Source organism: Micromonospora haikouensis, from assembly GCF_000876225.1.
Classification (GTDB): domain Bacteria; phylum Actinomycetota; class Actinomycetes; order Mycobacteriales; family Micromonosporaceae; genus Micromonospora; species Micromonospora haikouensis.
In genome coordinates this window covers 181824-207398 of record NZ_JXSX01000001.1, presented here as the reverse complement: position 1 = coordinate 207398, position 25575 = coordinate 181824, and the positions used below count along the sequence as shown (strand labels likewise).

The 25575-nt window shown below is 73.9% G+C and carries 23 protein-coding genes; 7 read left to right on the top strand and 16 right to left on the bottom strand.

Going from position 1 to position 25575, the window contains the following annotated elements; all coding sequences use genetic code 11:
- Positions 1–73: 73 nt before the first annotated feature.
- The 13 genes from TK50_RS00880 to TK50_RS00820 all read right to left on the bottom strand — a co-directional run bounded on the left by TK50_RS00880 (position 74) and on the right by TK50_RS00820 (position 15288).
- The gene (locus tag TK50_RS00880; protein WP_043960871.1) at positions 74–793 is read right to left on the bottom strand and encodes a CDP-alcohol phosphatidyltransferase family protein; all 720 of its coding nucleotides are present in this window, start codon (positions 791–793) and stop codon (positions 74–76) included.
- Positions 771–1835, bottom strand: a complete 1065-nt coding sequence (locus TK50_RS00875) for an iron-containing alcohol dehydrogenase family protein (RefSeq protein WP_043960870.1) — start codon at positions 1833–1835, stop codon at positions 771–773. The genes TK50_RS00880 and TK50_RS00875 overlap by 23 nt, the downstream gene beginning before the upstream one ends.
- The gene (locus TK50_RS00870; RefSeq protein ID WP_043960869.1) at positions 1823–2554 is read right to left on the bottom strand and encodes a phosphocholine cytidylyltransferase family protein; all 732 of its coding nucleotides are present in this window, start codon (positions 2552–2554) and stop codon (positions 1823–1825) included. The genes TK50_RS00875 and TK50_RS00870 overlap by 13 nt, the downstream gene beginning before the upstream one ends.
- Positions 2555–2635: 81 nt before the next feature.
- Complete coding sequence (locus TK50_RS00865) at positions 2636–3406, bottom strand: hypothetical protein (protein ID WP_043960868.1); 771 nt, start codon at positions 3404–3406, stop codon at positions 2636–2638.
- Entirely contained in the window at positions 3403–3852 is a 450-nt protein-coding gene (locus TK50_RS00860) for an NUDIX hydrolase (RefSeq protein ID WP_043960867.1), read from the bottom strand. The genes TK50_RS00865 and TK50_RS00860 overlap by 4 nt, the downstream gene beginning before the upstream one ends.
- 80 nt (positions 3853–3932) lie before the next feature.
- On the bottom strand, positions 3933–5948 hold the full coding sequence (locus TK50_RS00855; protein WP_052503560.1) for a delta-60 repeat domain-containing protein: 2016 nt from the start codon (positions 5946–5948) through the stop codon (positions 3933–3935).
- Positions 5949–6171: 223 nt separating this feature from the next.
- Positions 6172–7209, bottom strand: a complete 1038-nt coding sequence (locus TK50_RS00850; RefSeq protein ID WP_043963587.1) for a glycoside hydrolase family 26 protein — start codon at positions 7207–7209, stop codon at positions 6172–6174.
- Positions 7210–7286: 77 nt separating this feature from the next.
- A complete protein-coding gene (locus tag TK50_RS00845; RefSeq protein WP_241773891.1) occupies positions 7287–8822 on the bottom strand; it encodes a lipopolysaccharide biosynthesis protein in 1536 nt (511 codons plus the stop codon).
- On the bottom strand, positions 8810–9670 hold the full coding sequence (locus TK50_RS00840) for a sulfotransferase domain-containing protein (RefSeq protein WP_043960866.1): 861 nt from the start codon (positions 9668–9670) through the stop codon (positions 8810–8812). Before TK50_RS00840 ends, TK50_RS00845 begins: the two co-directional genes overlap by 13 nt.
- Positions 9667–10917, bottom strand: coding sequence for a hypothetical protein (locus TK50_RS00835; RefSeq protein ID WP_229405749.1), 1251 nt, complete (start codon positions 10915–10917; stop codon positions 9667–9669). The genes TK50_RS00840 and TK50_RS00835 overlap by 4 nt, the downstream gene beginning before the upstream one ends.
- Positions 10917–12425 carry an O-antigen ligase family protein gene (locus tag TK50_RS00830; RefSeq protein ID WP_144420113.1) on the bottom strand — a complete coding sequence of 503 codons (1509 nt, stop codon included), beginning with the start codon at positions 12423–12425 and terminating at the stop codon, positions 10917–10919. Before TK50_RS00830 ends, TK50_RS00835 begins: the two co-directional genes overlap by 1 nt.
- Positions 12422–13414, bottom strand: a complete 993-nt coding sequence (locus TK50_RS00825) for a DUF3048 domain-containing protein (protein ID WP_043960865.1) — start codon at positions 13412–13414, stop codon at positions 12422–12424. Before TK50_RS00825 ends, TK50_RS00830 begins: the two co-directional genes overlap by 4 nt.
- Positions 13411–15288 carry a lipopolysaccharide biosynthesis protein gene (locus tag TK50_RS00820; RefSeq protein ID WP_229405750.1) on the bottom strand — a complete coding sequence of 626 codons (1878 nt, stop codon included), beginning with the start codon at positions 15286–15288 and terminating at the stop codon, positions 13411–13413. Before TK50_RS00820 ends, TK50_RS00825 begins: the two co-directional genes overlap by 4 nt.
- 202 nt (positions 15289–15490) lie before the next feature.
- Between TK50_RS00820 and TK50_RS00815 the strand changes: the two genes are divergently transcribed.
- The gene (locus tag TK50_RS00815; protein WP_043960862.1) at positions 15491–16417 is read left to right on the top strand and encodes a core-2/I-branching beta-1,6-N-acetylglucosaminyltransferase family protein; all 927 of its coding nucleotides are present in this window, start codon (positions 15491–15493) and stop codon (positions 16415–16417) included.
- A gap of 13 nt (positions 16418–16430) precedes the next feature.
- On the opposite strand, the gene TK50_RS00810 is transcribed toward TK50_RS00815, so the two are convergent.
- The gene (locus TK50_RS00810) at positions 16431–17414 is read right to left on the bottom strand and encodes a sulfotransferase family protein (protein WP_082106107.1); all 984 of its coding nucleotides are present in this window, start codon (positions 17412–17414) and stop codon (positions 16431–16433) included.
- Positions 17415–17663: 249 nt separating this feature from the next.
- Here TK50_RS00810 and TK50_RS00805 point away from each other — a divergent pair, with 249 nt between their 5' ends.
- Genes TK50_RS00805 through TK50_RS00790 form a run of 4 tightly spaced genes read left to right on the top strand, consistent with a single transcriptional unit; the run spans position 17664 to position 20597 of the window.
- The gene (locus TK50_RS00805; RefSeq protein ID WP_043960861.1) at positions 17664–18104 is read left to right on the top strand and encodes a glycosyltransferase family protein; all 441 of its coding nucleotides are present in this window, start codon (positions 17664–17666) and stop codon (positions 18102–18104) included.
- Positions 18105–18160: 56 nt separating this feature from the next.
- A complete protein-coding gene (locus TK50_RS00800; RefSeq protein ID WP_082106348.1) occupies positions 18161–18697 on the top strand; it encodes a glycosyltransferase in 537 nt (178 codons plus the stop codon).
- Entirely contained in the window at positions 18685–19650 is a 966-nt protein-coding gene (locus tag TK50_RS00795) for a sulfotransferase family protein (protein WP_077935230.1), read from the top strand. The genes TK50_RS00800 and TK50_RS00795 overlap by 13 nt, the downstream gene beginning before the upstream one ends.
- Positions 19647–20597, top strand: coding sequence for a glycosyltransferase family 2 protein (locus TK50_RS00790; protein WP_043960859.1), 951 nt, complete (start codon positions 19647–19649; stop codon positions 20595–20597). Before TK50_RS00795 ends, TK50_RS00790 begins: the two co-directional genes overlap by 4 nt.
- A gap of 6 nt (positions 20598–20603) precedes the next feature.
- Here TK50_RS00790 and TK50_RS00785 read toward each other — a convergent pair whose 3' ends face one another.
- Entirely contained in the window at positions 20604–21752 is a 1149-nt protein-coding gene (locus TK50_RS00785) for a glycoside hydrolase family 26 protein (RefSeq protein ID WP_052503559.1), read from the bottom strand.
- 38 nt (positions 21753–21790) lie between these two features.
- Positions 21791–22621 (bottom strand): 3'(2'),5'-bisphosphate nucleotidase CysQ, encoded by an 831-nt coding sequence (locus TK50_RS00780; protein ID WP_043960858.1) that lies wholly within the window; start codon positions 22619–22621, stop codon positions 21791–21793.
- Positions 22622–22855: 234 nt separating this feature from the next.
- Here TK50_RS00780 and TK50_RS00775 point away from each other — a divergent pair, with 234 nt between their 5' ends.
- Positions 22856–23950 (top strand): aminotransferase-like domain-containing protein, encoded by a 1095-nt coding sequence (locus TK50_RS00775; protein WP_043960857.1) that lies wholly within the window; start codon positions 22856–22858, stop codon positions 23948–23950.
- A 399-nt stretch (positions 23951–24349) separates the two neighbouring features.
- Positions 24350–25498, top strand: a complete 1149-nt coding sequence (gene corA / locus TK50_RS00770) for a magnesium/cobalt transporter CorA (protein ID WP_043960855.1) — start codon at positions 24350–24352, stop codon at positions 25496–25498.
- Positions 25499–25575: the final 77 nt, after the last annotated feature.

Below are 25575 nucleotides of genomic sequence, written 5' to 3'. Positions count from 1 at the left end.
CCCAGCGCCCCCGCCCAGCGGCGGTCAAGAAGGGGCCCCTGCTATGCAGAAGGCGTTGACAAGGTGCCCTTCCTTACAACGAGGCGCGGGCGGAGAAGGCGATGCTCGCCAGGAGGAAGCCGCCGTTGACGATCGTGAACGCCACGATCACCCAGAAGGTGAGGGCCGGGGCGAACGCCAGCACCAGGCCCGCCACGAAGATCACCGCGCCGTAGTCGCGGACCAGCTTCACCAGCCGCACCGGCAGCGACGTCGAGGTGACCATGCTGGCGGCGTTCGGGCCGGACTGCATCACCGACGTGACGAGGTTGACCATCCAGGTGCCCGCGAAGAGGGCGACCAGCCACGTCGGCGTCGACGGGCGCTGCGCCACGGCCGTGGCGGAGAGGGCGGCCACCAGGGCGATCTGGGCGGCCACGTCGGCGAGCACGTCGACCCGGGCGCCCGCCGGGCTGCCCGTCTTGGTCACCCGGGCGAGCTGCCCGTCGGCGCAGTCCAGCGAGTACGCCACCTGCCAGCCGACCAGCGCCGCCAGCCCGACCACCCAGGCCGGGACGGTGCCGGCGGCCACCTCGTCGGCGAGCGCGACCACGGTCACCGAGGCGGCCAGCCCGAGCACCAGGTTGGCCAGCGTCAGCGCCGTGGGGCGCAGCCCGAGCCGCTGGGCGACCAGCGCGAACACCGCGCCCAGCCACTGGCTGACCGACTCGCTGAACAGGCCACCGCCCCGGTTGACCCGGTGGAAGTCGGCTACGGAGGGGCGGGCGGGATCAGCCAAGGTCGCGGAGTGCACCGGCGTAGTCTGCCAGCCGCTCCCGCGTCTCGGAAGCCGACATCGCCAGGTGCTCCAGGATGGTGTACCGGTCGGGGCGGGTGGCCGGCGCGAACTGCACCGCCTCGACGAACTGGTCGTCGGTGAGCGCCACCTCGGCCGGCAGCCGGGGCAGGTTGTGCCGGGCCAGGCACGCCGACATCTCCGCGAAGCGGCGCACGTCGCCGCGCAGGAACGTGCAGAACAACGCGCCGAGGCCCGCCAGCTCGCCGTGCGAGGCGGTCCCGGGGAAGAGCGCGTCGATCGCGTGCATGATCTCGTGGCAGCCGCCGCTGGACGGGCGGGACGTGCCGCACACCGCCATCGCCAGCCCGCTGGAGATCAACGCCTCGGCCAGCACGGTGACGAACGCGTCGTCGGTCATGTCGCCGGGGTGGGCGAGGACCGCCTCGGCCCCCATCCGGGCCAGCGACGCGGCCAGGCCGTCGACGGGCTCGCCGCGTACCTGGCGGGCCAGCTCCCAGTCGGCCAGCGCGCTGATGTTGCTCACCACGTCGCCGATGCCGGCCCGGTTGTGCCGCTCCGGCCCGGCCTCCACGAAGTCGAGGTCCACGATGACGGCGATCGGGATGTGCACCCCGTAGGAGCCCTTGATCCCGCCGGTGATCAGCGACGCCACCGGGGAGGCGATGCCGTCGTTGGCGAGGCTCGTCGCCACGGTCACCATGGGCAGGCCGCGCCGGGTGGCCGCGTACTTCGCCACGTCGATCGTCTTGCCGCCGCCGATGCCGACCACCGCGTCGTACGACCGGGCGCGCAGCTTCCCGCCCAGGTCGTCGGCGGCCTCCAGGGTGCCCCCGGCGACGGTGAACACGTCGGCCGAGCGCAGCGACGGGCGGATCAGCTCGGCGATCTGCCCGCCCTGCCCCGGCCCGACCACCACGGCGACGTCCCCGCCGGAGGAGATCCGCCCGTCGGCCAGGATCGCCGCCAGGTCGGCCACCGCGCCCCGCCGCACGTCGATGTGCAGCGGGGTGAGGATCGTCCGGGCTAGTAGCGGCACGCGATCTCCCGCGCGCGGGCCAGGTCGTCGTGGTTGTCGACCTCCACCCAGGAGACGTCCCCGATCGGCGCGGCCCGCACCTCGCCGCCCCGCTCGGCGAACTCCTGGTAGCCGTCCTCGTAGTAGAGGTTCGGGTCGCGCCGCCAGGTCGCCTCCAGCGCGTCGGCGAGCGCGTCGGCCACCTGCGGCTCGATCAGCGTCGCGCCGATGTACTCCCCGTACGCCTCGCCCGGGTCCATCAGCTTGGTGATGCGGGTGAGCTGGCCGGCGGCGTCGAAGGTGGTCTTCATCTCCTCCTCGGCCAGCGTCTTGAGCGTGTCCACGGCGAGCAGGATGCCCGGCCCGCGCTCGGCCAGCAGCGTCCGCTCGACGCTCACCGGGTGCACGGTGTCGCCGTTGACCAGCAGCACGCCCTTGGCGAAGTGCTCCCGGGCCAGCCACAGCGAGTACGCGTTGTTCCACTCCTCGGCCTTGTCGTTGTGCACGAGGGTGAGCGTGACGCCGTGCCGCTTCTCCAGCTCCGCCTGGCGGGTGACGACCGCGTCGGCGGCGTACCCGACGACGACCACCACGTCGGTGAGGCCGACCTCGGCGAGGTTGCGCAGCGCGATGTCCAGGATGGTGGTGTCACCGTCCACCGGCACCAGCGCCTTGGGCAGGGTGTCGGTGTACGGGCGCAGCCGACGCCCCGCACCGGCCGCGAGGACCATCCCGATCATGCAGTTGCCTCCCTGGTTCGACTCCGGGTCACCGGTGGAGGATAGCGCCGGGGCCGACCCCGCCCACCGCCAACCGGGGCGTCAGCCCGGCAGGGCGGCCAGGTCCGCCAGCATCGTCAGCCGCTCCTCGGCGGTCAGCGCCGCGTACGGGCCGGCCGCCCGGCGGTCCGTCTCCAGCTCGATGGCCAGCCGCTCCGGGCCCGCCGGCAGCTCGCTGACGCTCAGCGCGGTGTGCCCCGCCGCCGTCCAGGCCGCGGCGTGCGCGTCGGCCCGGTGGTAGCGCAGCGTGCCCAGCCGGTTGAGCAGCAGCACCCCCGGGGCGGTGCCGTCCGGCTCGTACGGCGGCGCGGTCACCGCGAACGCGTCGCCCAGCACGTCGGTCTCCTCCTCGGCGCTGACCAGCGCGTGCGCCAGCAGCCGGCCGAGGGTCTCGACCAGCCGGAGCACCCGCTCGTCGTGCCCGGCCCACAGTTCCTCGGTCACCTCGGCGTGCACCTGGAACAGCTCCGCCAGGAAGGCGAGGCCGCGCTCGGTGGCGCAGAGGCAGCCGTCGGGGCGGCGGTGCAGCATCCCGTACGCGACCTGCTTGTCCAGCGCCCGCTGGCAGGACGCCGGGTCCCGGTACCGGGTGACCGCGGCGAAGCCCGCCGGGTCGACCGTCCCGCCCGGCGCGGCCAGCCGGGTGCGGAACTCGACGAGGAAACCGGTGGCCGCCGGCCCGCCGTACCGCTGGCTGAGCTCCGCGCCGCCCCCGTCCCGCCCGGCGAGGATGCCGGCGGCGAAGACCCGGTCGACTGCCGGGGCGACCAGCCCGGCGAACCGGTGCGGCGGAAGCTCGACGTCGTCGCTCACAGACCGATCGAGCGCAGCGCCGCGAAGCCGTCCTCGGCGATCCGCCGGATCAGCCCGTCGTTGACGTCGCGGTGTTCGTCCAGCACGGCCAGGTCCCGCTCGGTCAGCCAGCGGAACTCGGTGTGCTTGCCCTCCTCCAGCCGGGGACGGGTCAGGTCGCCGTCGACCCGGACGAGGAAGTCGCTCTCGATGCGGGCCAGGCCGTCGTTGCCGGTCCACCGGTATTCGCCGACCGTGCCGAGGATGTGCGACACCGTCCAGCCCGTCTCCTCGGTGACCTCCCGGCGCAGCGTGTCCTCGATCTCCTCGCCCGGCTCCAGGTGGCCGCCGACGATGTCCCAGGTGTCGGGGAAGAGGACTCGCTGCGGGGACCGGCGCTGGAAGAAGAGGCGGCCGTCGTCGTCGACGATCAGCGCGCCGGCGCAGCGGAGAGGCTCGGTGGGCACGTCACGACAGTAGCGAGCCGGGGCCGTCAGGGCGATGCCCCGTACGGCCCCGGCTCGTCACCGCTGGCGTCGTGCTCGGGTCACGGCCCGACGAAGACCGCCTTGGCCCGCCAGTCGATGCCGTTGACGAGGCGGTTGCTGCGCACCGTCCAGCTGCCCGACGGCGCGCCGTTGACCCAGCTGGCCGACGACAGGTTGCCCAGGAGCCGGCTGACCAGGTAGATCCGGTCACCGGAGACGAAGACCCCGGCCGAGTCGGCGAAGCCGGTCGTGGCCGCGGTGAACTTGTCCGCCCCGACGGTGCCGCTGTCCGGGTTGAACCAGCGCCAGTACAGGCCGCTCTGCCCGTTGAGCGTGTAGTAGAGCCGGCCCTTGGTGTAGAACATGCCGGTCACGTTGGCGATCTCCGGGTAGAAGCTCACCGTGTTGCCGGCGTACGTCTGGCCCTCCGACCCGGAACCGGTCACCACCGTGTCCCACAGCTCGTCGTGGTACGGGTCGACCTTCGTCGGGGTGCCGAAGGTGGTGCCGTCGAACGTGCGCCGCCACAGCGCGCCGCTCATCCCGTAGAACAGGGTGCCGCCGACCCAGAAGGCGCTCTTCGCCGACGACCAGGTGGTGCCGTCGGGGTTGGCGACGGCCGTGGCCGCGCCGATCGCGCTCGTCCCGTCGTACGTCCGGCTCTGCACCGCGTTGACCGAGCCGCTGCTGAACCCGGCCAGGTAGACCTTGCCCGGCAGGGAGGCGGTGGCGGTGGAGTGCGGGGCGGCCCCGCCGCTGAGCGGGAAGAACGCGATCCGCCCCCGGCGGTACTGGAAGTTGCCGATGTACTCCTGGTCGGAGCCCAGCCAGATGCCCTCCGGGGTGACCAGCAGCTTTGCCACGCCGTAGCCGCGCGGGTGCCGGCCCGGGTTCCACGACAGCGGCAGGCCGTTGAGCGGGTCGAGCGCGGCGATGCTGGGCCGGGCCACCGCGCCCGGGTACGCCGAGTTGGTGGCGGAGGTGTTGTTGAGCCAGCGGAAGTGGCCGCCGACGTAGATCGCCTGCTCGGTGATGCCCACGGAGAGGAACGTGTCGCCGCCGGTGTAGGCGACCCAGGTCGGCTGGACCGACGTGCCGGTGGACGACGTCTCGAAGCGGGCCGCCGCGTCGCAGAGCGTCCCCGCGTACGGGGCGCCCGTGCTGACGATGACGAAGTAGCTGCCGTCGGGGGAGAAGCTGACGTCCCGCACGTACGAGTCGAACGACTTGTAGGCGCAGCGCGGCTCGAACCGGTTGGTGTTCCACGACGACACGGTGGCGGCGGACGCGCCCAGGTTGATCCGGACCACCTGGTCGTGCAGCACCCCGTCGGCCTTCTTGAAGTTGCCGATCACCACGAGCTGGGTGCCGTCGGGCGAGACGGCCAGCTTCTCGGGCCCGATGCCGGCGTTCGCGCCGCTGACCCCGTCGTAGTTGTGGTGCTCGGTCAGCGAGGTGGTGAGGTAGTCGTCCACCACGCCGGTGACGGCGTCGAGCGAGGCGAGGCCGTTGCGCGGCTTCGTGGCGGCGGTGGTGAAGATGCCGCCGACGAGCAGCCGGCTGCCGACCTTGACGACGTCGTTGACCAGGCCGTTGAAGGCCAGGTTGGGGAAGCTGGTGACCACGCTGCCGTCGGCGAGGTTGAGCAGGGCCAGCTTGCGGCGGTTGGTGCCGTTGACGGTGTTGAACTTGCCGGCGAGGTAGACGGTGCCGGCGGTCGGGCCCGCGAGGATGTCGCTGACCTCGTTGTCGACCACCGGGGCGAACGCGGTGTCCACCTGGCCGGTGGTCTTGTCGAAGGCCAGCACGTAGTTGCGGGCGATCGTGACGTCCGAGTTGCGGTTCTTCACCTGCGTGAACGAGCCGCCGACGATGACCTTGCTGCCGGCGTCGTGGATGGCGAAGACGGTGCCGTCCACGATGTTCGGGGTGAGGGCGGAGGGGACCGCGCCGACCACGGTGGTGTGGTCGGGCGCCGCGGGGGCCGGGCCGGCGACGAGGATGCCGGAAACGGTCAGGGCGGCGGCGGTCAGGACCGCGAGAGGTCGGCGACCAAGCGCCGGGAAACGGGCCACGGGCAACTCCGGATGAACGGCGGAGATCGATGTGAGGTGCCTCCGTGCGAGCGGGCGAACCCGTTCGGTGACCGCCGGGCGCTGACGCGGCGACCGGGGGACGGAAAGCTCGATGACACAATTGCGCACGGAAGGCGCGGCGTCTACCCCGGGTTGCGTCTTGTGGCCGACAACGCGTCGGCCGTTGCCGGGACAGCCGGTCTCGCCGGACGAAAAGACGAGGTCACTGGGTTCGTGGGCCGTGCGCCGGGGTGGGGGGCGGCGGCGCGGAGAACCACGGGTCGGCCGTCAGTTCCCGGAACGCGGCCAGCCCGTCCGGGTCGTCGTTGAAGGTGCTGTCGTACGCGGGCTTGGTCTGCTTCGCGGCGAAGTAGACGACCGCCTTGATCTGCGGGTGCCGCTTGATGTAGTCGCCGGCCTCGCGCAGCCACGCGCCGCGCTGCCCCGGCGAGCCCGGGTAGGTCACGCCGAACTCGCCGATCACAATCGGACGCGGGTGCTGGGCGGCGAACGCCATGAACTTGTCCATCTGCGGGGCGAACCCCTCGAACCCCTTGCCCGGGTAGACGTCCGTGCAGAGCCAGTCGACCTGGTCGTCGCCCGGATAGTATGCGGCGGCGTCACGGGAGGAGTCGACGAACCCCTGCACGTGCGGGCACCAGACGAAGCCGGCGTTGGTCGCGCCGACCTCGGTGAAGATGCCCCGGATGCGCTTCCAGGCCGCCACGTAGTCCTCGGGCGAGTGGATGCTCTGTTGCAGGTTGGGCCGGTCCATCTCCCACCGCCAGCGCAGCAGCAGCGGCACCCCGAACTGCTTGATCTTCTCGGCCCGCTGCCGGATGAGCTGGTCGTAGACGCCGTCGCGGATCGACCGGGTGTCCGCGCCGGACCAGGAGATCATCTGGAGCTTCCCGGCGGCCTGGAAGGCGTGCTCGGTGGGGCCGGGGAAGTCGTCCTCCCACTCGTGGAACATGTGCGCCAGGTTCACGTTGCCCTGGGTCTGTGCGGCGAACGCGGCGAGCGCCTCGACCCGCCCCTCCGGGGTCTGCCAGTCCGGCTTCACCCACGCGCCCAGCCACGCGCCCTTCTCGGGCAGCTCCGGGCCCCGGCCCGTGGTGGCCAGGTCGTCCGTCGTGCGGGGGGACACCGTCGGCGCGGCGCTGGACGGGGGCGGCACGAAGTCCGGGGCCTGCTCGGAGCAGGCCGTGACGGCCAGCGCCGAGGCGAGCAGGAACGCCGCCGCCCTGTGGAACCGCTTCATCGTCTGCCGCACCTTCCCCATGCCGCCGACGTGCCCGGCGGCGGTCGTTTCCGTGGCTGTGAGACCCGCGCCGGGCCTCAGCGTCGGCGGCCCCGGCGCAGGGCCCGCAACGCGTCGAGCTGGAGCACCCGCCGCAGCCGCCACGCACCGGCGAGATACCCGGCGGTGCCGAGCACCGCGAGCACCGCGAGGGTGACCGGCCCGGAGTCGAGCACCGCGCGGGCGATCAACGCCGGCACGCCGAAGCACGCCACCGCGAGGCCGGCGGCGGCGAGCGTGCCCCGCCCGAACGGGTGCAGCCGGTACGCGTGGTGCAGCTGCGCCAGCGGCACCAGGTTGGTGATCAGGATGGACGCCGACCAGGCGACCGCCGCCCCCATGATGCCGAAGCGCGGGATGAGCAGCACGTTCAGCACCACGTTGACCAGGGTGCCGGCCAGCGCGTTGTAGAACGTCCAGGACGTGCGCCCGGCCATGTTGAGCACCGTGTCGACCATGCCGCAGCCGGTGGCCACCAGCATCGTCAGGGCCAGGAACACGGTCACCCGCGCCCCGGCGGAGTATCCCTCGCCGAACAGGTGCAGCATCGGCTCGGCGAACACCGCGAACAGCAGGTACGCCGGCCAGGCCAGCAGCACCAGCCAGCCCGTCGCGGCCTGGTAGAGCCGGCCCGCCGCGTCCCGGTCGTCGCGCACCAGGTGCTCGGCCAGCCGATGCTGCACGGCGGTGGACAGCGCCTGCCCGGAGAGCTGCCCGAGGGCGAGGAACCGGGTGGCCGCCGTGTAGAGCGCCGCCTCGGACAGCCCGCGCAGCGCGCCCAGCAGCACGATGTCGAGCCGCTGCACCGCCATCTGGGCCAGCCCGCTGAGCGCCCGGGGCCCGCTGTAGCGCCAGTACGGCCCGAACTCCTCGCGCAGCGACACCGCCGGCACCTGCGCGCCCCGCTCCGCGCGCCGCACCAGCCGGGCCAGCCACACCGTGGCGACCAGGCCGGCCGGCAGGTAGGGCGCGACCCAGGCCAGCGGCAGCGCCGTCGTCGCCGAGAGGCCGAGGAGGGCGGCGAGCCCCACCCCGGCCACCTGCAACCCCGTGCGGCCGAGGCGTTCGATCAGCAGCAGCGGGCGCATCTTGCCGAAGCCCCGGCAGGCGGCCAGGGCGAAGTCGCACAGCGCGGCCACCGGCACGAAGACCAGCAGCACCCGCAGCGCGCGCACCGCACCGGGCACCGGCTCGTCGAACGTCAGCGCCACGATCCGGGGGGCCGCCCACCAGCCGGCCACCGCGATCAGCGTGCCGACCCCCAGCACCGGCAGCAGCCCCACCAGCACCGACGCGCGCAGCCGCTCCGGCTGGCCCAGCGTGCGGTAGCGGCTGATGAAGTAGACCGAGCCGACGCCGGTGCCCAGCCGCGCCGCCGCGTACGCGATCATGAAAGCGCTGGTGGCGGCGAAGAAGAGGCCCGCGTCGGACATGGACCAGCCGCGGGTGACGATGATGTTCAGGCCGAACCCGGCGACCGCCGCGACCGCCACCCCGAGCAGGTTCGCGACCCCGTGCCGCGCCGCGCCGCCCAGCTCGCCGGCGGCCGACCGGGCCGGGGCTACCGTCGCCACGACGGCACGCGTCCCCACCAGGTGCTCAACCGCTCGTCGTACGGGGCGAAGTGCTCCTCCAGGCGGGTCCGCAGCGCCGGATCCATGGGCGAGCGGGACCGCGCGTTGTGCTTGCCGAACGAGATGTCCGCCCAGTGCGGCAGGCCAAGGAAGTCGCACACCGCGTCGAACGCCGGCCGGGGCTCGGCGAAGAAGTCGTCCGCGTCGATCACGTGCAGCCGGTCCCGACCGAAGATCGACTCAAGGCGTTCGAGCTGCTCCACGTACTGGCCCCGGGTCAGGTACGCGTTGTGCTGGAAGTGGTGGCTGTGCGCCGTCGGGTCGGCGAGCAGCCGCTCCCGCTCCCCGGCGATCCGCTCCTGCTCCAGTTCCAGGGCCCGCTCGAAGCCCTCCGACTCGAAGCCCCGCGCCGCCTCGTGGGTGTGCGCCGAGTACGCCCGCTCCACCGGGTCGCGCAGCAGCACCAGCAGCCGCACCCCCGGCAGGTCCTTCGCGATCCGCTCCCCCGCGAGCGGGTGGAACATGTAGTACGGGCTCGACTCGCCGGTCACCCCGCGCACCCCGACCTGCGCGCGGACCGCCTCGGCCCGGCGCACCGTCGGGAAGTGCCCGAGATACCAGTCCATCCCCCGGTCGTAGCCGGTGTCGAAGTAGTGCACGCCCTTGTGGTAGACCGCCGGCAGCACCGCCGGATGCTGCGACAGGGTCTTGAACAGCGAGGTCGTGCCGCAGCGCTGGGCACCCACGATGAGGAAGTCGGGGGCGAGCCGCGACCCGGCGGTCCACCGGCCGTACGTCCGGCTCACCGACCGCACCGCGCGCCGCGCCTGTGCCTTGACCAGCGTCACTTCGCCACTCCTCCCGCACCCGGCCGTCCGGCCAGGTGTTCCTCCACCGCCGGCAGCAGCCAGGCGTCCACGTGTCCCAGCCGCGCCCCCGCCTCGGCCTGCCGGTCGCGCAGGTAGCGCGCCGCCAGCTCGACCAGGTAGAGCACGGCCACCAGGTCGGCGACCCCGGCCGGCTGGCCGAACGGGGTCAGGTCGTCGGTCGCCCCGGCGATCAGCCGCGCCGCCGCCGCCCGGGGCTCCACCCCGGCCCGGGTGATCGCCGTCTGCACCCGCCGGTGCAGGGCGTCGAACCCCAGCGGCACGTCGTCGGCGAACCGCTCCCAGTCCCACACCAGCACCCGGCCGTCGGCCAGGGCGGCGCTGTTGCCGCCGTTCCAGTCGCCGTGCCAGGCCCCCAGGCCCAGCACCGGGTCGACGCGGCGCACCTCGTCCAGCACCGCGCGCAGCCGGGCCGCCTCCGGCCGGTCCCCCAGCGCCGCCAGCTCGGCCCCGAGCCGCCGGTCGTGGGCGCTGCCCGCGTACGGGCGGTGGTCCACGCCGACGCAGCGGCTCACCGCGACCATGGCGGCCCGCTCCGCCTCGGCGGCCGGCGCGGGCGCGGCCCGGGGCAGCCCCACCGGCAGGGCGCTCTGCACCAGCAGCGCGTGCCCGCCCCACACGCCGTGGTGCAGCACCTCGGCCACCTGCACGCCGGGCACGGCGAGCGTCGCCAGCCGGGCCAGCGCCGCCGCCTCCGCCTCGACCAGGGCCCGGGTGAGCGGGTCGACGCCGAGCTTCGCGTACCCGATCGGGACGCCGGCGGCGTCGAGGAGCTGGACCACCGGCTTGCGGTTGGCCCGCGCCGGCCCGATGTGGATGCTCAGCAGCGCCGGGCGGCCCAGCACGGCGGCCAGGTGCGCGTCGAGCGCGCCGCCGCCCGAATCGCCCGCGTTGCCGCCCGCGTCGACGACCAGCCGGTCCCGGAACGCGAGCCGGCCCAGCCCGGTGCGGAACGCGGTGGCCAGCACCGCGCGGCGCAGCCGGGCCTTCGCGCTCTGCGCCTCCGTGGAGTGCCGCACCGCGCCGGCCGCCGCCCGTCGGGAGCCGGCCGGCACCAGCAGCCGGGGCCGCGCGGCCGACGGCACCACCGCGAACCCGGCCCGGCCGCCGCGCCGCAGCGCCGGTCGCGCCGGTGCCGGCCAGACCAGACCGGCCAGCTCCGGCAGGTACGCGCCGCGCGCGTCGGCGCCGGGGGGAGGGGTGAGCATCAGCGGAACCGCCGTTCGGGCCGGGCACCCGGCGTGGCCGGCGCGGACGCGGCCTCGACGGCGGCGAGCCGGGCCTCGCGGCGCTCGGCGCGCAGGTGCAGGTCGTTGCGGGCGAGCAGCGCCACGCTGATCAGCCCGTACGCCAGGGTGGTGTTCAACGAGCCGTAGAGGAACTGGAAGAACAGCATCAGGATCAGCACCAGGCTGCCGGCGATGCCGATCGGGGTGTTGTCGTGGCGGAACCGCCACAGGCACCACAGGAAGAACGCGCTGTAGCAGAACGCGCCCACCCAGCCCTGGCCGGTCAGCAGGTTCCACACCTGCCCGTTGCTGCCCAGCTCCCGGTTGCCGCACTGCTTGCACTCGGCCGACTTGCCGATCGCGATCGACCGGTTGCTGCCGATCAGGGCGCGGTTGCCCCCGTAACCGAGCACCGGCGAATGGTTGGCCGCCTCGACCGCGCCGCTGGACAGGGTGGCCCGGATGTCGTCGCTGTGGCCGTTGGCCATCCGCTCGTTGAGCAGGTCGCCCAGCGGGGACGCCAGCACCGCCACCCCCATCAGCCCGCTCGCCAGCGCCAGCCCGACCAGCACCACGACCCGGCCGCGCAGCGCCAGCCGCACCGCGACGTACACCGCGCCGACCACCAGCCCGATCCACAGCCCCCGGTTGAGCGAGTAGACGATCGGGAAGACGGCGGCGACCACCACGAGGTAGCCGGTGAGCCGGCGCGGCCCCCGGCCGAGGACCACCCAGCCGACGATGAACCAGATCAGCAGGATCGCCATGTTCTCGCCCCAGGTGTTGGTGTATTCGAAGGGGGCGGCCGGGCGGGGCGAACTGGCTTCCCCGGCGAGCACCTCCTGCACCTGGGCGACCTCGACGTGCATCAGCCGGTTGACGAACGGTTCCTTGGCGATGGCGGCGGGCAGGATGTAGTTGAGCGGCGCGACGAACTTGAGCTGCGGGAACAGCGCGCCGACGTACCCGCCGATGACGGTGACCACGGCCATGAAGCCGAACAGCTTCACCAACCGGCCCCGGGGCAGCTCCCGCTCGCTGAGGTTGAGGACGTAGAGCATCGTCACCGTCAGGGCGGTGTAGTTCATCACCCGGATGCCCCAGCCGATGAATCGGCCGGAGCCGCTCGGGGGGAGCGTGTTGGGTGCGGTGATGCCGAGCATCAGCCCCGAGAGCACCACCCAGGCCAGCAGGATCAGCCAGATCCCGAAGCCCGGCGGCACCTTCACGTTGCCGCGCCGGTAGAGCTGGAACGCCATCGGGATGGCGAGGATGGCGAAGATGAACGAGGGCAGGCCCAGCGCCCACCACACCGGGTAGAGCACGAAGAGCGCGGTCACCGGCCAGGCGACGGGCAGCCGCAGCGACCAGCGCCGGGCCGGCTCCGGCGGGTGCTGCGCGGGGTGCTGCGGCGGGCCGGCCGGACGCCGTCCCGCCGGTGCCGGCTCGGGTCCCGGTGCCGGCCGGAGCGGGGCGGCCATGGTCATGTCACGCTGACCTTGGCGGTCTTCGGGGCGTAGATCACCCAGGCCGGGCCGGGCTGCGGCCGGACCTGGAAGCCGCCCTCGTCGGTGACGTTGCAGACCAGCTTCTGCCCCGGCTTGCTCCACTGCGCCTTGGCGCTGGACGGGCCGGAGACCACCAGCGCCGCCCCGGAGCCGTAGACGTTCGCCCCGGGCAGCGAGCGGGGGCTGGGCTTACGCACGGTGAGCGTGCGGTATTCCATCGTGAGCACCACCACCGAGGCGACGCTCACGGTGACCTTGCCGACCCTGCCCCGCCACGACGCGCTGGCCGCGTCGTACGCCCAGGTCTGCGTGGGGTGCCCAGGGGCGGCGATCGTCAGCTTGCCGGCCGGGGCGACGCCCTGGCTGGCAAGCGGCGCGCCCGGGGTGGCGTGGTCGAGGACGGGGGTCGGCGCGGCGCCGCCCTTCGGGGCCGCCGCCCGCAGCGCGGCGGTCGACGCCTGACCCGACGGGAACGCCCCCTCGCGCTGCGTCGGGGTGACGCCCTTCAGCTCGGCGGCGGCGAACTGGTTGAGGAAGCCGGTCGGCCCGCCCGCGTAGCCGACGAAGGGGTGCAGCACGCCGACGGTACGGATGTCCACGGGGCGGATCTCCGCGACCGGGCCCACCTTCGCGGCGTCCCGGGACTGGTAGACCGCCGTCAGGTGCAGGCTCTCCGACTCGGCGAACTCCTGGTAGACCACGTCGGCCTCGGCCAGCCCGACGGGGCTCGTGCCGGGCGTCACCCGCACCGGCACCACCACCGCCTGGCGGCCCGCGACCTCCTCGGCGACCGGCTTGCCCGACAGCGGCGCGGTCGGCAGGCTCGGGGTCGGGGTGGGCCGGGGGGCCGGTGAGCCCGGGTCGACCACGTTGGTGGCCCCGGGCGGCTGCTCCTCGGCGCAGCCCGCGCCGAACGCGGCGACCAGCGCCACCGAGAGCGTGCTGCCCAGGGCGCGCCGGCGGTTCACTCCCTGTCCTCGACCGGGTCGAGGGCCATCGAGTATCGACCCGGGTCGACACCGTCGGAGTCCCGCGACGACCGGTAGACGGTGGACTTGCCCGGGGGCTTCGGCTGCGTCGTCGGCCGGGCCGGCGGAACCGGCTTCGGCGGGACGGGCGGCGGGCCCTGGACCGCCGGGGGCGGCGTCGGCGGCCTGGCGGAGGCCTGCGGGCCGGCCGGCGGATGAGCGTCCCGGCCGCCGGCCGAGGGGCGGGCGTCCCGGCCGCCGCCCGACGGGCGGGTGTCCCGGTTGCTGGTGGCGGGGCGGGGCAGGATCATCGTGGACTCGATGTTGGGCGGGCCGGCCTGCGACGGCACCGCCGGGTTGGGCCGTGGGCGGGGCGACGGCGGGCCGTCGCGCCGCGCCGCCGGGGCCGCGGGCGGGGCCGGGACGCGCTCGGCCAGCCGGGGGGCCAGCACCGCGCCGAGCACCGGCGCGTCGACCTGCTCGAACTGGTGGATCGCGGCGGTGATCTCGCTGCTGCGGGTCTGCCCGCCCTCGATCACGAGGATCACCCCGTCGACGTGCCGGGCCAGCGCCTGCGCCTCCACCGCCGCCGTCGGCTGGGCCGTCTCGATCAGCACGTGGTCGAAGCGGGCGGCCAGCTCGCCGAGGACCTCCAGCATCATGGCGACGGGCAGCTCCACCTCGGTGTCGAGGGCACCGGGGAACAGCACCCGCAACTGGCCGAGGCCGGGGGCCGGGGTCAGCGCGGTCAGCGCCGACACGTCGTGGCGCAGCACGTCGGCGAGGGTGTGCCGGGGCTTGATCCCGCCGAGCATCGTGGGCAGCGGGGAGTCCCGCTTGGTCGTCACCACCGCGACCTGCGCGCCGGTGCGGGCGTACGCGGCGGCGAGGTTGCCGACGACGAAGCCGGCCGCCGGGCCGGGCGAGGTGTCGGTGAGCAGCAGCTGGCGGCCCCGGCCGGGCTGCGGCTCGGGCATGGTCGACAGCAGCACGTTGCGCAGCCGGCCCAGCTCGCGGGAGACCTCGTGCCCCGCCGGCAGGATGGTCAGCCCGGCCTGGCCGGTCGGCAGCTCCAGCAGCATCGGCACGCCGAGCCGGTCGGCGACGTCCCGGCCGCGCCGCACGCGGGTGTCGAGCCGGTCCAGCACCAGGGCGACCACGATGCCGAAGAGCAGACCCGCGCCGAGGCCGCTGGCCAGGTTGAGGGTCGTGTTCGGGGAGCTGGGCTTCCGGGGCAGCGGCGCGTCGGAGATGATCTCGCCGGGGTCGAGGGCGGTGCTCAGCAGCGGGCTCAGCCGGCTGTTGAGGCTGGCCAGCTGGTTGGTCAGCACGTTGCGGTCGGCCTCGGCGCGGGCGCGCTCCACCGAGTTCGGCGGCGCGGCGGCGATCTTGCCGGCGACGGCGGCGAGCTGCTTGTTGGTCTCGGTGATCTGCTGCTTGAGCGCGGTGGTCTCGTTCTCCAGGGACCGGGTGGCCGTGGCCAGCCGCAGGTCAAGGTAAGCCTGGGCGAAGGAGTGCGAGCCCGCCTGCGCCGCCTCGGGGCTGGCCGCCTCGAACGCGATCTGGAGCACCTGGCTGTTCGGCGGCACCGTCACCGACAGCGACCGGACCAGATCCTCGGCGGGGAGGTCGGTCTTCAGCAGGGCCTGGGCCCGCTCGGCGACCACCAGGGAGCGGACGACCTGCGCCTCGGTGTCGAGGTTGACCTTGGCCCCGGGGTTGGCGTCCGGGCCGACCTGGCGGACCAGCAGCGACGTGGTCGACACGTAGGTGCGGGTCTGCACCTGGCTGACCAGCATGCCGGCGCCCGCGCCGAGCAGCGCGGCCACCACGAGGATCCACCACCGGCGGCGTAGCCACTCGAGGTAGGTCATCAGGGTGGGGCCGTCTGAGTCGCGCAGATCGGCGTGGTGAGACGAGGGCATCGGGGTGTGTCGCTCCCTTTGGACCGGACCGGCCAGTCGTCCGTGACGGACGGCGTCACGGCGGAAACCTGAGTCTCCCTGATCCGGGCGGTCAGGGGAAGCCGACGAAGCGTCGCTTTCCAGCAACGGCGTCGCAAGGGAGGATAGGCGGGTGCGGTTTTGCTACCACATCCAGAGCCACCGGTCGCCGGAGCAGCTGAACCGGCTGGTGCACGCGGTGAAGAAGTACAGTCCCGACAGCATTGTGCACGTCAGCCACGACGTGAACGGTGCCCCGCCGGACCTCGCCGAGCTGCGTTCGATGACCGACGTCGTCGTGCAGATGCACGAGGGTGGATACGGTGACTTCAGTCATGTCGACCGCTACATGGCCGCCGTCGACTGGCTGAACGACGAGGGGGTGCAGGTCGACTGGCTGGTGAACATCACCGGTCAGGACTACCCGCTGCGGCCCCTCGGCGATTGCGAGGCGGAGCTGGTCGACTCGGGTGCCGACGGGTTCATGGAATATTGGGACGCCTTCGGGCCGGAGAGCCACTGGCCGCGCAGCCGGGTCCGCTCCCGCTACCACTTCCAGCACCGCCGGGTGCTGCCGCTCAGCCCCCGGGGCAAGAAGCTGCTCCGCCCGCTCCAGGCGGTCAACCGGGTGCAGCCCCTGGTGCGGGTGCACGTGTCGTACGGGCTGGCCCTCGGCCGCCGCGCCCGCACCCCGTTCGGCCCCGACCTGCGGCTGCACGGCGGGTCGGCGTTCTCCTCGCTGAGTTGGCCCGTGGTGGCGTACCTGCGGGACTACTTCGACCGGCGACCGGACGTGGTGGACTATTTCCGACACTGCCTCTCCCCGGTCGAGGCGGTCTTCCAGACGATCGTGTGCAGCGCCGACCGGTTCAACCTGGTGCCGGACTGCAAGCGCTACTTCGACTTCCGCAACAGCACCTTCAACCACCCCAAGTCGCTGACCGCCGAGGACCTGCCCCTCGCGCTGGCCAGCGGGGCGCACTTCGCCCGCAAGTTCGACTACGAGCGGGCCCCCGAGCTGATCGACACCCTCGACGCCCACCTGGCCGCCGGGGTGTGAGGGGCGGCGCCCGTCAGCGGTAGCCGTAGCGGCGGCGCAACGGCCAGGTCATCGCCCCGACCAGGCGGCGGGGCCCCGGGGCGTACTCGCGACGCCACTTCTCGTCCAGCGCCAGCGTGATCGGGCCGCTGCGCATCCGGATCCGGCCGCCGGCCACCGCGTGCGAGCCGGCCTGCTCGAACTCGTTGTCCCGCAGGAACTCCAGCGGGTCGACGACCTCGGTCACGTCGGCGGTCAGCGCCGCGATCCGGCCCAGCTCCCCGCGCGGGTCGCGGACCAGGTCCTCGTACCGGACGGTGACCCGGGGCACGCCCCGGCGGCCCAGCGCGGCGACCATCGCGTTGACGGTGACCCAGCGCCGGGCGGTCAGCCGCGCCGACCGCTGGTTCATCCGGCCCTTCGTCGAGGTGCCCTCGGGCAGCTCCACCACCTGGCTCCACGAGTACGCCACCCCGCGCGGGTCGCGCAGCACGTGCACCAGCCGCAGGTCGACCTGCGGGGCGCGGGCCAGGATGTACGCCAGCGAGGGGCGCTTGGTGGAGTCGACCACGACCCGCGCCCCGGACACCTCGGCCACCGCCCGGTAGAGCGGGGTCAGCAGCTCGGTGTAGCGGTCGAGGTCCCGCCGGAAGGCCGTGGACATCCCCGGGTTCACGATCAGCGGGATCTTGGCGGTGGCGTCGACCCGGCTCTGCAGCGCCCGCACGTCGGCCACGTCGATCTCCGACCACCCGCCGTACGCCCGGCGGCCCACCTCGCCCCAGAACGGGCACGCGTCGAAGTGCTCGCCGCAGGCGCACCGGAAGTTGCGCTCGACGCCGGACTGCCACAGGTAGAACAGCTCGCCGACGTCGCAGTGCCCGACGAACTGGCCGAGCATCAGGTCGAGCAGCGTGGAGCCGCTGCGCGGCATGCCGCAGACGTAGAGGACGGTGACCGGGTCGGGGGTCACCCCGTTGCCGGCACCCTGTGCTGCCTCGGCCGTCTGGTCGGTCATCCGCGATCCCCTCGCCCCCGGTGCTGTCAGCGGCAGTCTAGGTGCGCAACGGGGGAGCCCGGCATTGGCGGAAGGTCCTGCTGGCAACCATCCGACAGGCCGGATGATGGTGAACGCCACTTATGTTTCTGTTCCGGAGGCCGCTACATTGTGGCGGCGTCGCGCCGCCCGGTCGACCGCCCCCCGTGGGCGCGTCCCGGGGCGCGGTGGGCCCTCGGGAGGCGGGTGGACGTGGAGTCTGGTGAAGTCATGCTCGTCGGTTCCAGCGGCGGGCACCTCGCCCAACTGGTGGCGCTCGCACCGTGGTACCGCGACCGGGCCCGCTCCTGGGTGACCTTCGACACCCCGGACGCCCGTTCGCTGCTCGACGGCGAGGACGTCGTCTGGGCCCACCACCCGACCACCCGCAACCTCAAGAACCTGGCCCGCAACCTGTGGCTCGCCGTGCGGGTGTTCCAGGGGCGGGACGTCGCCGCGGTGGTCACCACCGGCGCCGGGGTCGCCCTGCCGTTCGTGATCGTGGCCCGGCTGCGCGGCATCCCCACGGTCTACATCGAGGTGTACGACCGGATCGACACCCCGACGCTGTCGGCCCGGCTGTGCCGGCCGTTCCTCTCGGCGATGCTCGTGCAGTGGGAGGAGCAGCGCCGGCTCTACCCGAAGGCGACCGTGGTGGGAAACCTGCTGTGAGCCTGCCGATCCCGCGCCAGCGCGGCAACTCCCCGGCCCCCCGCACGATCCTCGCCATGGTCGGCACGGACGTGCACCGCTTCGACCGGCTGGTCGACTGGCTGGAACGCTGGCACACCGGCCGCGACGCCGCCGCGCCGGAGGTCCGCCTCGTCGTGCAGCACGGCCGCAGCCGCGCGCCCCGGGTGCCGGGCGGGGCACCGTTCCTGGCCCACGACGAGCTCCAGCGGGCGATGACCGAGGCGGACCTGGTGGTCTGCCACGGCGGTCCCGCCACCATCACCGAGGCCCGCCGGCACGGGCACCTGCCGATCGTGGTGCCCCGGGATCCGACCCGCGACGAGCACGTCGACAACCACCAGCAGCTCTTCGCCCGCCGGCTCGGCGCGGCCGGGATGGTCAAGCTCGTCGAGGCCGAGGCCGACCTGGTCGAGGCGCTCGACAAGGGCGTGGCGGACCCGCTGACGTACGCCCTCGCGGCCGACCCGGACCGGCCCGACCCCCGGGTCGCCGCCGCCACGGCGGTGGGCCGGATCGTCGAGGACCTGGTCCGTGCCAGCCGGGCGCCGGGCCGGCGCAGGTGGTGGCGGTGAGCGCCCGGGTGCTGTTCGTCGGCGGGCTGGGGCGCAGCGGCTCCACCCTCCTGGAGCTGATCCTCGCCCAGCACCCCGACGTCTGCGCCGTCGGCGAGGTGGTGCACCTGTGGGAGCGGGCGCTCGGCGGCGACGAGCGGTGCGGCTGCGGCGAGCGGTTCACCGCCTGCGACTTCTGGCAGCGCGTCGGCGAGCACGCCTTCGGCGGCTGGTCGGCGGTCGACCGCGCCGAGGTGCTGGCGCTCAAGGACGCGGTGGACCGCACCCGGCACATCCCCCGGCTGGCCCGCGCCGAGCTGCCCGCCGCGCAGCTCGACGAGGTGCGCCGCTACGCCGACCTCTACACCCGCATCTACGCCGCCGCGATGGCGGTGACCGGCGCGCGGCTGGTGGTGGACTCCAGCAAGCACGCGTCCACGGCGTTCGCGCTGCGCTGGGCCGACGACCTCGACCTGCGGGTGCTGCACCTGGTGCGGGACAGCCGGGCGGTGGCCTACTCGTGGGCCAAGCAGGTGCGCCGGCCCGAGGTGGTCGACGCCGAGGCGTACATGCCGACCTTCTCGCCGTTCACGGTGAGCAAGCTGTGGACGGCGCAGAACGCCGCGTTCCACCTGCTGGCCACCCGCGCGCCGGTGGTCCGGCTGCGCTACGAGGACTTCACCGCCGACCCGCGCGGCACGGTCGCCCGGCTGCGCCGCTTCGCCGGCCTGCCCGACGACCCCGAGGCGCTGCGGGTGCTCGACCCGTCGCCCGCGCCGCTGCGCCGGGCGCACAGCATCGCCGGGAACCCGCTGCGGTTCAACGCCGGCCCGCTGCGGGTCCGGCAGGACGACGCCTGGCGCACGGCCCTGCCGTCGCGCAGCCGGGTGGTGGTGAGCGCCGCGACGCTGCCCCTGCGTCTGCGGTACGGATACGTCGGCCTCGGCCGCCCGGGTTCCACGGAGGCACCATGACCGAGCCGGTGAACGACGCGGGCGCGACGGCCGAGCCGGGCGCGACGTACCCGTCGGTGACCGCCGTGGTCCCCACCCGGGACCGCCCCGAGCTGCTGCGCAAGGCCCTCGACGCGATCCTCGGCCAGGACTACCCGGGCCGGGTCGACGTGGTGGTCGTCTACGACCAGTCCGAGCCGGACCGGTCGCTGGCCGACGACCCCCGGGTCACCGTGCTGGTCAACCAGCGCACCCCCGGCCTGGCCGGCAACCGCAACACGGGCATCCTGGCCGCCACCGGCGACCTGGTGGCGTTCTGCGACGACGACGACGAGTGGCTGCCCGGCAAGCTCGCCGCGCAGGTGGCGGCGCTCGCCGCCGCCGGCGACGGCGCGTTCGTGAGCTGCGGCATCCGCGTCGACTACGACGGCCGCCAGGTCGACCGGGTGCTGCCCGTCGACCGGGTGCCGCTGGCCGCCCTGCTGCGCGACCGGCACACCGAGCTGCACCCGTCGACGTTCCTCATCCGCCGGGACGCGCTGCTCGACGGCATCGGGCTCGTCGACGAGGAGATCCCGGGCAGCTACGCGGAGGACTACGAGTTCCTGCTCCGGGCCGCCCGGCACGCCCCGCTGGTCAACCTGGCGCAGCCGTACGTGACGGTGCGCTGGCACAAGCGGTCATACTTCGCCCAGCGCTGGGAGACCATCTCCGTGGCGTTGCAGTGGCTGCTCGGCCGCTACCCGGAGTTCGCCACCGTGCCGGCCGGCGAGGCCCGGGTCAGCGGGCAGATCGCGTTCGCCCAGGCGGCGCTGGGCAACCGGGGCGAGGCCGTGCGCTGGGCGCGGCGCACGCTGTCGCGCAACCCCCGGGAGCCGCGCGCGTACCTGGCCCTGGCCGTGGCCAGCCGGGCCGTCGACCCCGACCGCGTCCTGCGTACGCTGCACAAGCGCGGCCGGGGCATCTGAGCCTCGTCAGGAGGCGGCGCACCAGGCTCGCCACGCCTCGCGGCTCGGCGCGTCGAGGAGCCGGAAGTCGCCGCCGGCCACCTCGTAGTCGTAGTACGCCACCCACAGCGGGCGCTGCCCGTCGAGGTAGCGGCTCATCGACCGGATCCATGCGGCCCGGCCGGTGCCGCTGCTGTCCCCGGCGATGCGGACGCTGCCGGTCTCGGCGAGCCCCCACGGCTTGCCCAGCGCCTTCGACTTGTTGATCATCGGGGTGAAGACCTGCGCCGGGTCGGTGTACCTGTTGTATTTCCCGCCGCTGTTGTAGCAGTCCCAGCCGAGCACGTCGATCGCGTCCCCGCCCGGCCAGTAGTCGTCGAAGCTGCGCCGGGAGTTCGGGTTGAGCGTCCAGCACATCAGGATGAGCGTGGACCGCAGCCGGGCGTTGCCGGCCCGGTCGGCGAGGCCGGCGAGGCGCTTCCACGCGGACCGGTACTGGGCGGCCGTGTACGAGCCGCGCTCGATGTCGTCCTCCGGCTCGTGGAAGTAGGACCAGTAGACGTCGAGGTCCCGGGGCACGGAGCGGAACCAGGCGGCGAGCCGCGAGTCGTGCCTGCCGGCGGCCACCTCACCGGGCGGGGCCTTGAACGAGACGACCACCGTCCGGTCGGCGACGTCGGCGCGGGAGCCCGACCAGGACGGCGGCAGCCCCGGATAGAAGACCCGGACCATGCGCAGCGGGCCGTAGCTGCGGTCGGACCGGGCGAGCCCGGCGGCGAAGCTCTCGCCGTTCTGCAGGTAGATGCTCGCCCCCGGCAGCGTGTTCCGGCTGCCCGGGAAGCCACCCGAGGTGGCCCCGCCGCTGACGCTCGGGCTCGGCGAGCCCGACCTGGGGCCCGCGCCGAAGCCCTCGTTGCCGCCCGGCGTGGGGCGGCTGCCGGTGGCTGCCGGGCCGAGGCCGGCCTTGCCGCCGGTGGCGTCGGTGCCCGTCGGTGCCGGCCGGCCGGGCAGGTCACCGTTGGTGGCGAGGGCGACCGTGGTGCCCAGCACGAGCGCGCCGGCGGTCAGCGGCAGCAGCCACCAGCGGCCGAGCAGCAGCCGCCGTCGGCGACGGGGCGGGTCGGGCTCGGGCGGGGCTGGCGCGAGGGTGGGCGCGGCGGTGGGGCCGGTGCTCATGACCCTCCTCGGATCGGCGGTGCCGGAAGCGGGCGTCGTCAACGGTAGCGGTCGATGGCCGCGAGCAGGGACCCCGCGTGCTCCGGCCGGCACACCAGCAGGTCCGGAAGGCGCGGGTCGTCCCGGTTGTAGCGCAGCGGCGAGCCGTCGATCCGGGACGCGTGCATGCCCGCGCCGAGGGCCACGGCGACCGGGGCCGCCGAGTCCCACTCGTACTGGCCGCCGGCGTGCACGTACGCGTCGACCTCGCCGGTGACCACCGCGCAGACCTTCACCCCGGCCGAGCCCATCGGCACCGCCCTGGCACCGATGCCCTCGACCAGCTCGCTGACGAACGCGGGCGGGCGGCTGCGGCTCACCGCGATCCGCAGCGGCCCGTCGACGGCCGGCGCGGCCGGGACCCGGTTGCCGAGCACCAGCGGCGTGCCGTCGGGGCCGGTCCGGGCCGGCATGCCGACCGCGCCCGCGACCAGCGCGCCGTCCGGGCCGGCCGAACGCTGCCACAGCGCCACGTGCACCGCCCAGTCGTCGCGCCCGGACTCGGAGAACTCGCGGGTGCCGTCCAGCGGGTCGATGATCCACACCCGGTCGGCGGTGAGCCGGGTCGGCCGGTCCCCGGCGGACGGGTCGTCGGCCCAGGCCCGCCGGCTGTCCGCCTGCTCCTCGGAGAGCACCGCGTCGGCCGGACGCCACCGGGCCAGGGCCGTCGACATCAGGTCGTGGGAGACCTTGTCGCCGGCGTCCTTGAGCGCCTTCGCGTCGGCGAAGCCCTGCTCGGCGCGGAGCGCGGTCAGCGCCACGCCGGCCTCGCCGGCCAGCCACTCGGCGAACGCCTGGTCGTCGAGCCGACCCGTACCGTCCTCGGTCACGTGAAACTCACCACTCCTCCGGTGCCACCGCCGGACCGTCCTGCGCCGTCCGGCGGACGCCATCCTTCGGCGGTCGCGCGGTCGCGGCCAGACACCGGTCCGATAATCGACAACGAGTGTCCCGCACCTTCGGTGCTCCCCGCGTCGGCCGTTCGCCGCCCGTGGACTGCCCGCATGTTGAACTTGGCGTGTATGCCGGTCGGAGCGCCCGGGCCAGGCCCTAGGCTCGTCCGCATGACCGCCGAGCAGCTGATCTCCTTCGCCCGTGGCGCTCCCTCGCTGGACATCGTCGATGTCGAGGGGCTCAAGGCCGCCGCCGTCCGCGCCTTCGACGCCGACCCCGCCGGGGTCACGGCGTACGGCACCTCCGTCGGGTACCCGCCCCTGCGGAAGTGGATCGCCGACAAGCACGGCGTCGAGGCGGACCAGGTGCTCGTGACCAACGGCTCGCTCCAGGCCGACGCGTTCCTCTTCGACCACCTGGTCCGGCCCGGCGACTCGGTCGTGGTGGAGCGTCCCACGTACGACCGGACGCTGCTGAACCTCCAGCGGATGGGCGGCGAGGTCCACGGCGTGACCGTCCAGCCCGACGGCCTGGACACCGCCGAGCTGCGCAAGCTGCTGGAGTCCGGGGTACGCCCCAAGCTCGCCCACGTCATCCCGAACTACCAGAACCCGGCGGGCGTCACGCTGTCGCTGGACAAGCGGCGGGAACTGCTCGACCTGGCCGCCGAGTACGGCTTCACCCTCTTCGAGGACGACCCGTACGCCGACATCCGGTTCCGGGGCGAGCCGCTGCCCTCGATGCTGTCGATGGACACCCGGGGCGTGGTGGTGCACGCCTCCAGCTTCACCAAGACGGTCTGCCCCGGCGTACGGGTCGGCTACCTGGTCGGGCCGGCGGACCTGATCGGCGACATCGCGAAGAAGGCCACCAGCCTCTACATCTCGCCGGGCATGGTGTCCGAGGCGATCGTGCACCAGTTCTGCGTATCCGGCGACATCACCCGCTCGATCGAGAAGGTCAGCACCGCCCTCGGCGAGCGGGCCCGGGTGCTCGCCGAGTCGCTGCGCCGGCACATCCCCGAGGCGCGCTTCGTCGAGCCGGACGGCGGCTACTTCCTCTGGGTCGAGCTGCCCGAGGACGTGCTGGTCGACCGCCTCGCCCCGGCGGCGGCCGAGCGTGGCGTGGCGGTCGTCAAGGGCAGTGACTTCGTGGTCGACGGCGGGCAGCACGCCCTCCGGCTGGCCTTCTCGGCTGTCACGGCCGACCGGATCGACGAGGGTGTTCGTCGACTCGCGGAGGCGATGGCGGCCGTTCGGGGCTGATTGCCTGTCAGTTTGGTCACAACACGGTGGTGTGGGCCGGGTGGGGTCTCCCGCCCGGCCGATCTACGGCCCACAATGCTGCGAGCGCCGTTCACACCGGCCGGCCTGCCTGCCCCGACGCGGGCCCGGCGGCCCGGCCGGCGGCGCGCGAGGCATCACCCCCGCCCCCAAGGGCGCCGGGTGGGCCGGGCCGCCCCTCACCCCCCTGATGCGACCCGGCCCACCCGGCGCCGCCCCGACCCGACCGGTCCCGGCGGCAGCGTCGGTCGGGCCCGCCGTGCGGCGTGCGGTGGCGGTCGGCCCGCGCTGCGGCGGGCGGCGGTCGATCCGCCTCCGGCGGGCGTACCCTGCAACCCGCGGCGGCATCGGCGGTCGCGGCAGCGTGGGGAGGGGGTCGCCATGTCGGACCGGACGGAGCGGAACGAGGCCACGTCGCCCACGGGCGCGCGGGCGATCAAGCCCCGGGCCTGGGCCCCGGTGCGGGCGATGACCCGGATCCTCAACGCCGACGGCAGCCAGCGCACCGCCGTACCGGCCGGCACCGGCACCGGCCGCAGCGCGGTCATGGACTCCGCCCTCTACGTCGACGGCCGGCGGCAGCCTGGCGACCGGCACTACGCGGAGGCGCTGGCCGCCGCCCGCCGCGAGCGCGGCTTCGTCTGGATCGGCCTGCATGAGCCGGAGCTGGCGGAGATGACGGCGATCGCCGCCACCTTCGGCCTGCACGAGCTGGCCGTCGAGGACGCCGTCAAGGCCCAGCAGCGGCCCAAGCTGGAACGCTTCGGCGAGGTCAGCTTCCTGGTGCTGCGCACCGCCCGCTACTGCGAGCACGACGAGCTGACCGAGAACTCGGAGGTCGTCGAGACCGGCCAGGTGATGCTCTTCATCGGCCCGAACTTCGTGATCAGCGTCCGGCACGGCGACGCCTGCCGGCTCGCCCCGGTCCGCGCCGACCTGGAGGCCAAGCACGACCTGCTGGCGCACGGCCCCTGGGCCGTCGCGTACGCGATCACCGACCGCGTGGTCGACGTCTACCTGGAGGTGGCCGACCAGCTGGAGGACGACCTGGACGTCCTGGAGGCCGACGTGTTCGACCGGCAGAGCAGCGGCCGGATCCAGCGGATCTACCAGATGAAGCGGGAACTGGTCGAGTTCAAGCGGGCCGTCGTCCCGCTGCAACGCCCGCTGATGACCCTCACCGCGCAGGTCAGCCGGGAGATCCCGCAGGAGGTGCGGCGCTACTTCCGGGACGTGCAGGACCACCTCAGCCGCACCGTCGAACAGGTCAACTCCTACGACGACCTGCTCAACTCGATCCTCCAGGCGCGGCTGGCGCAGGTCACAGTCGACCAGAACAACGACATGCGCAAGATCGCGGCCTGGGCGGCCATCGCGGCGGTCTGGACCGCCATCGCCGGCATCTACGGCATGAACTTCGAGAACATGCCGGAGCTCAAGATGACGTACGGCTATCCGGTCGTGCTCGCCCTGATGCTCGCCATCTCGCTCGCGCTCTACCGCTGGTTCCGCCGAAACGGCTGGCTCTGACGGCTCCGCCGCAGCGGCTGCCTCTGACGGCTCCGCCGTAGCGGCTGGCTGTGCCGACATCGCCCACGGCGCGGGAC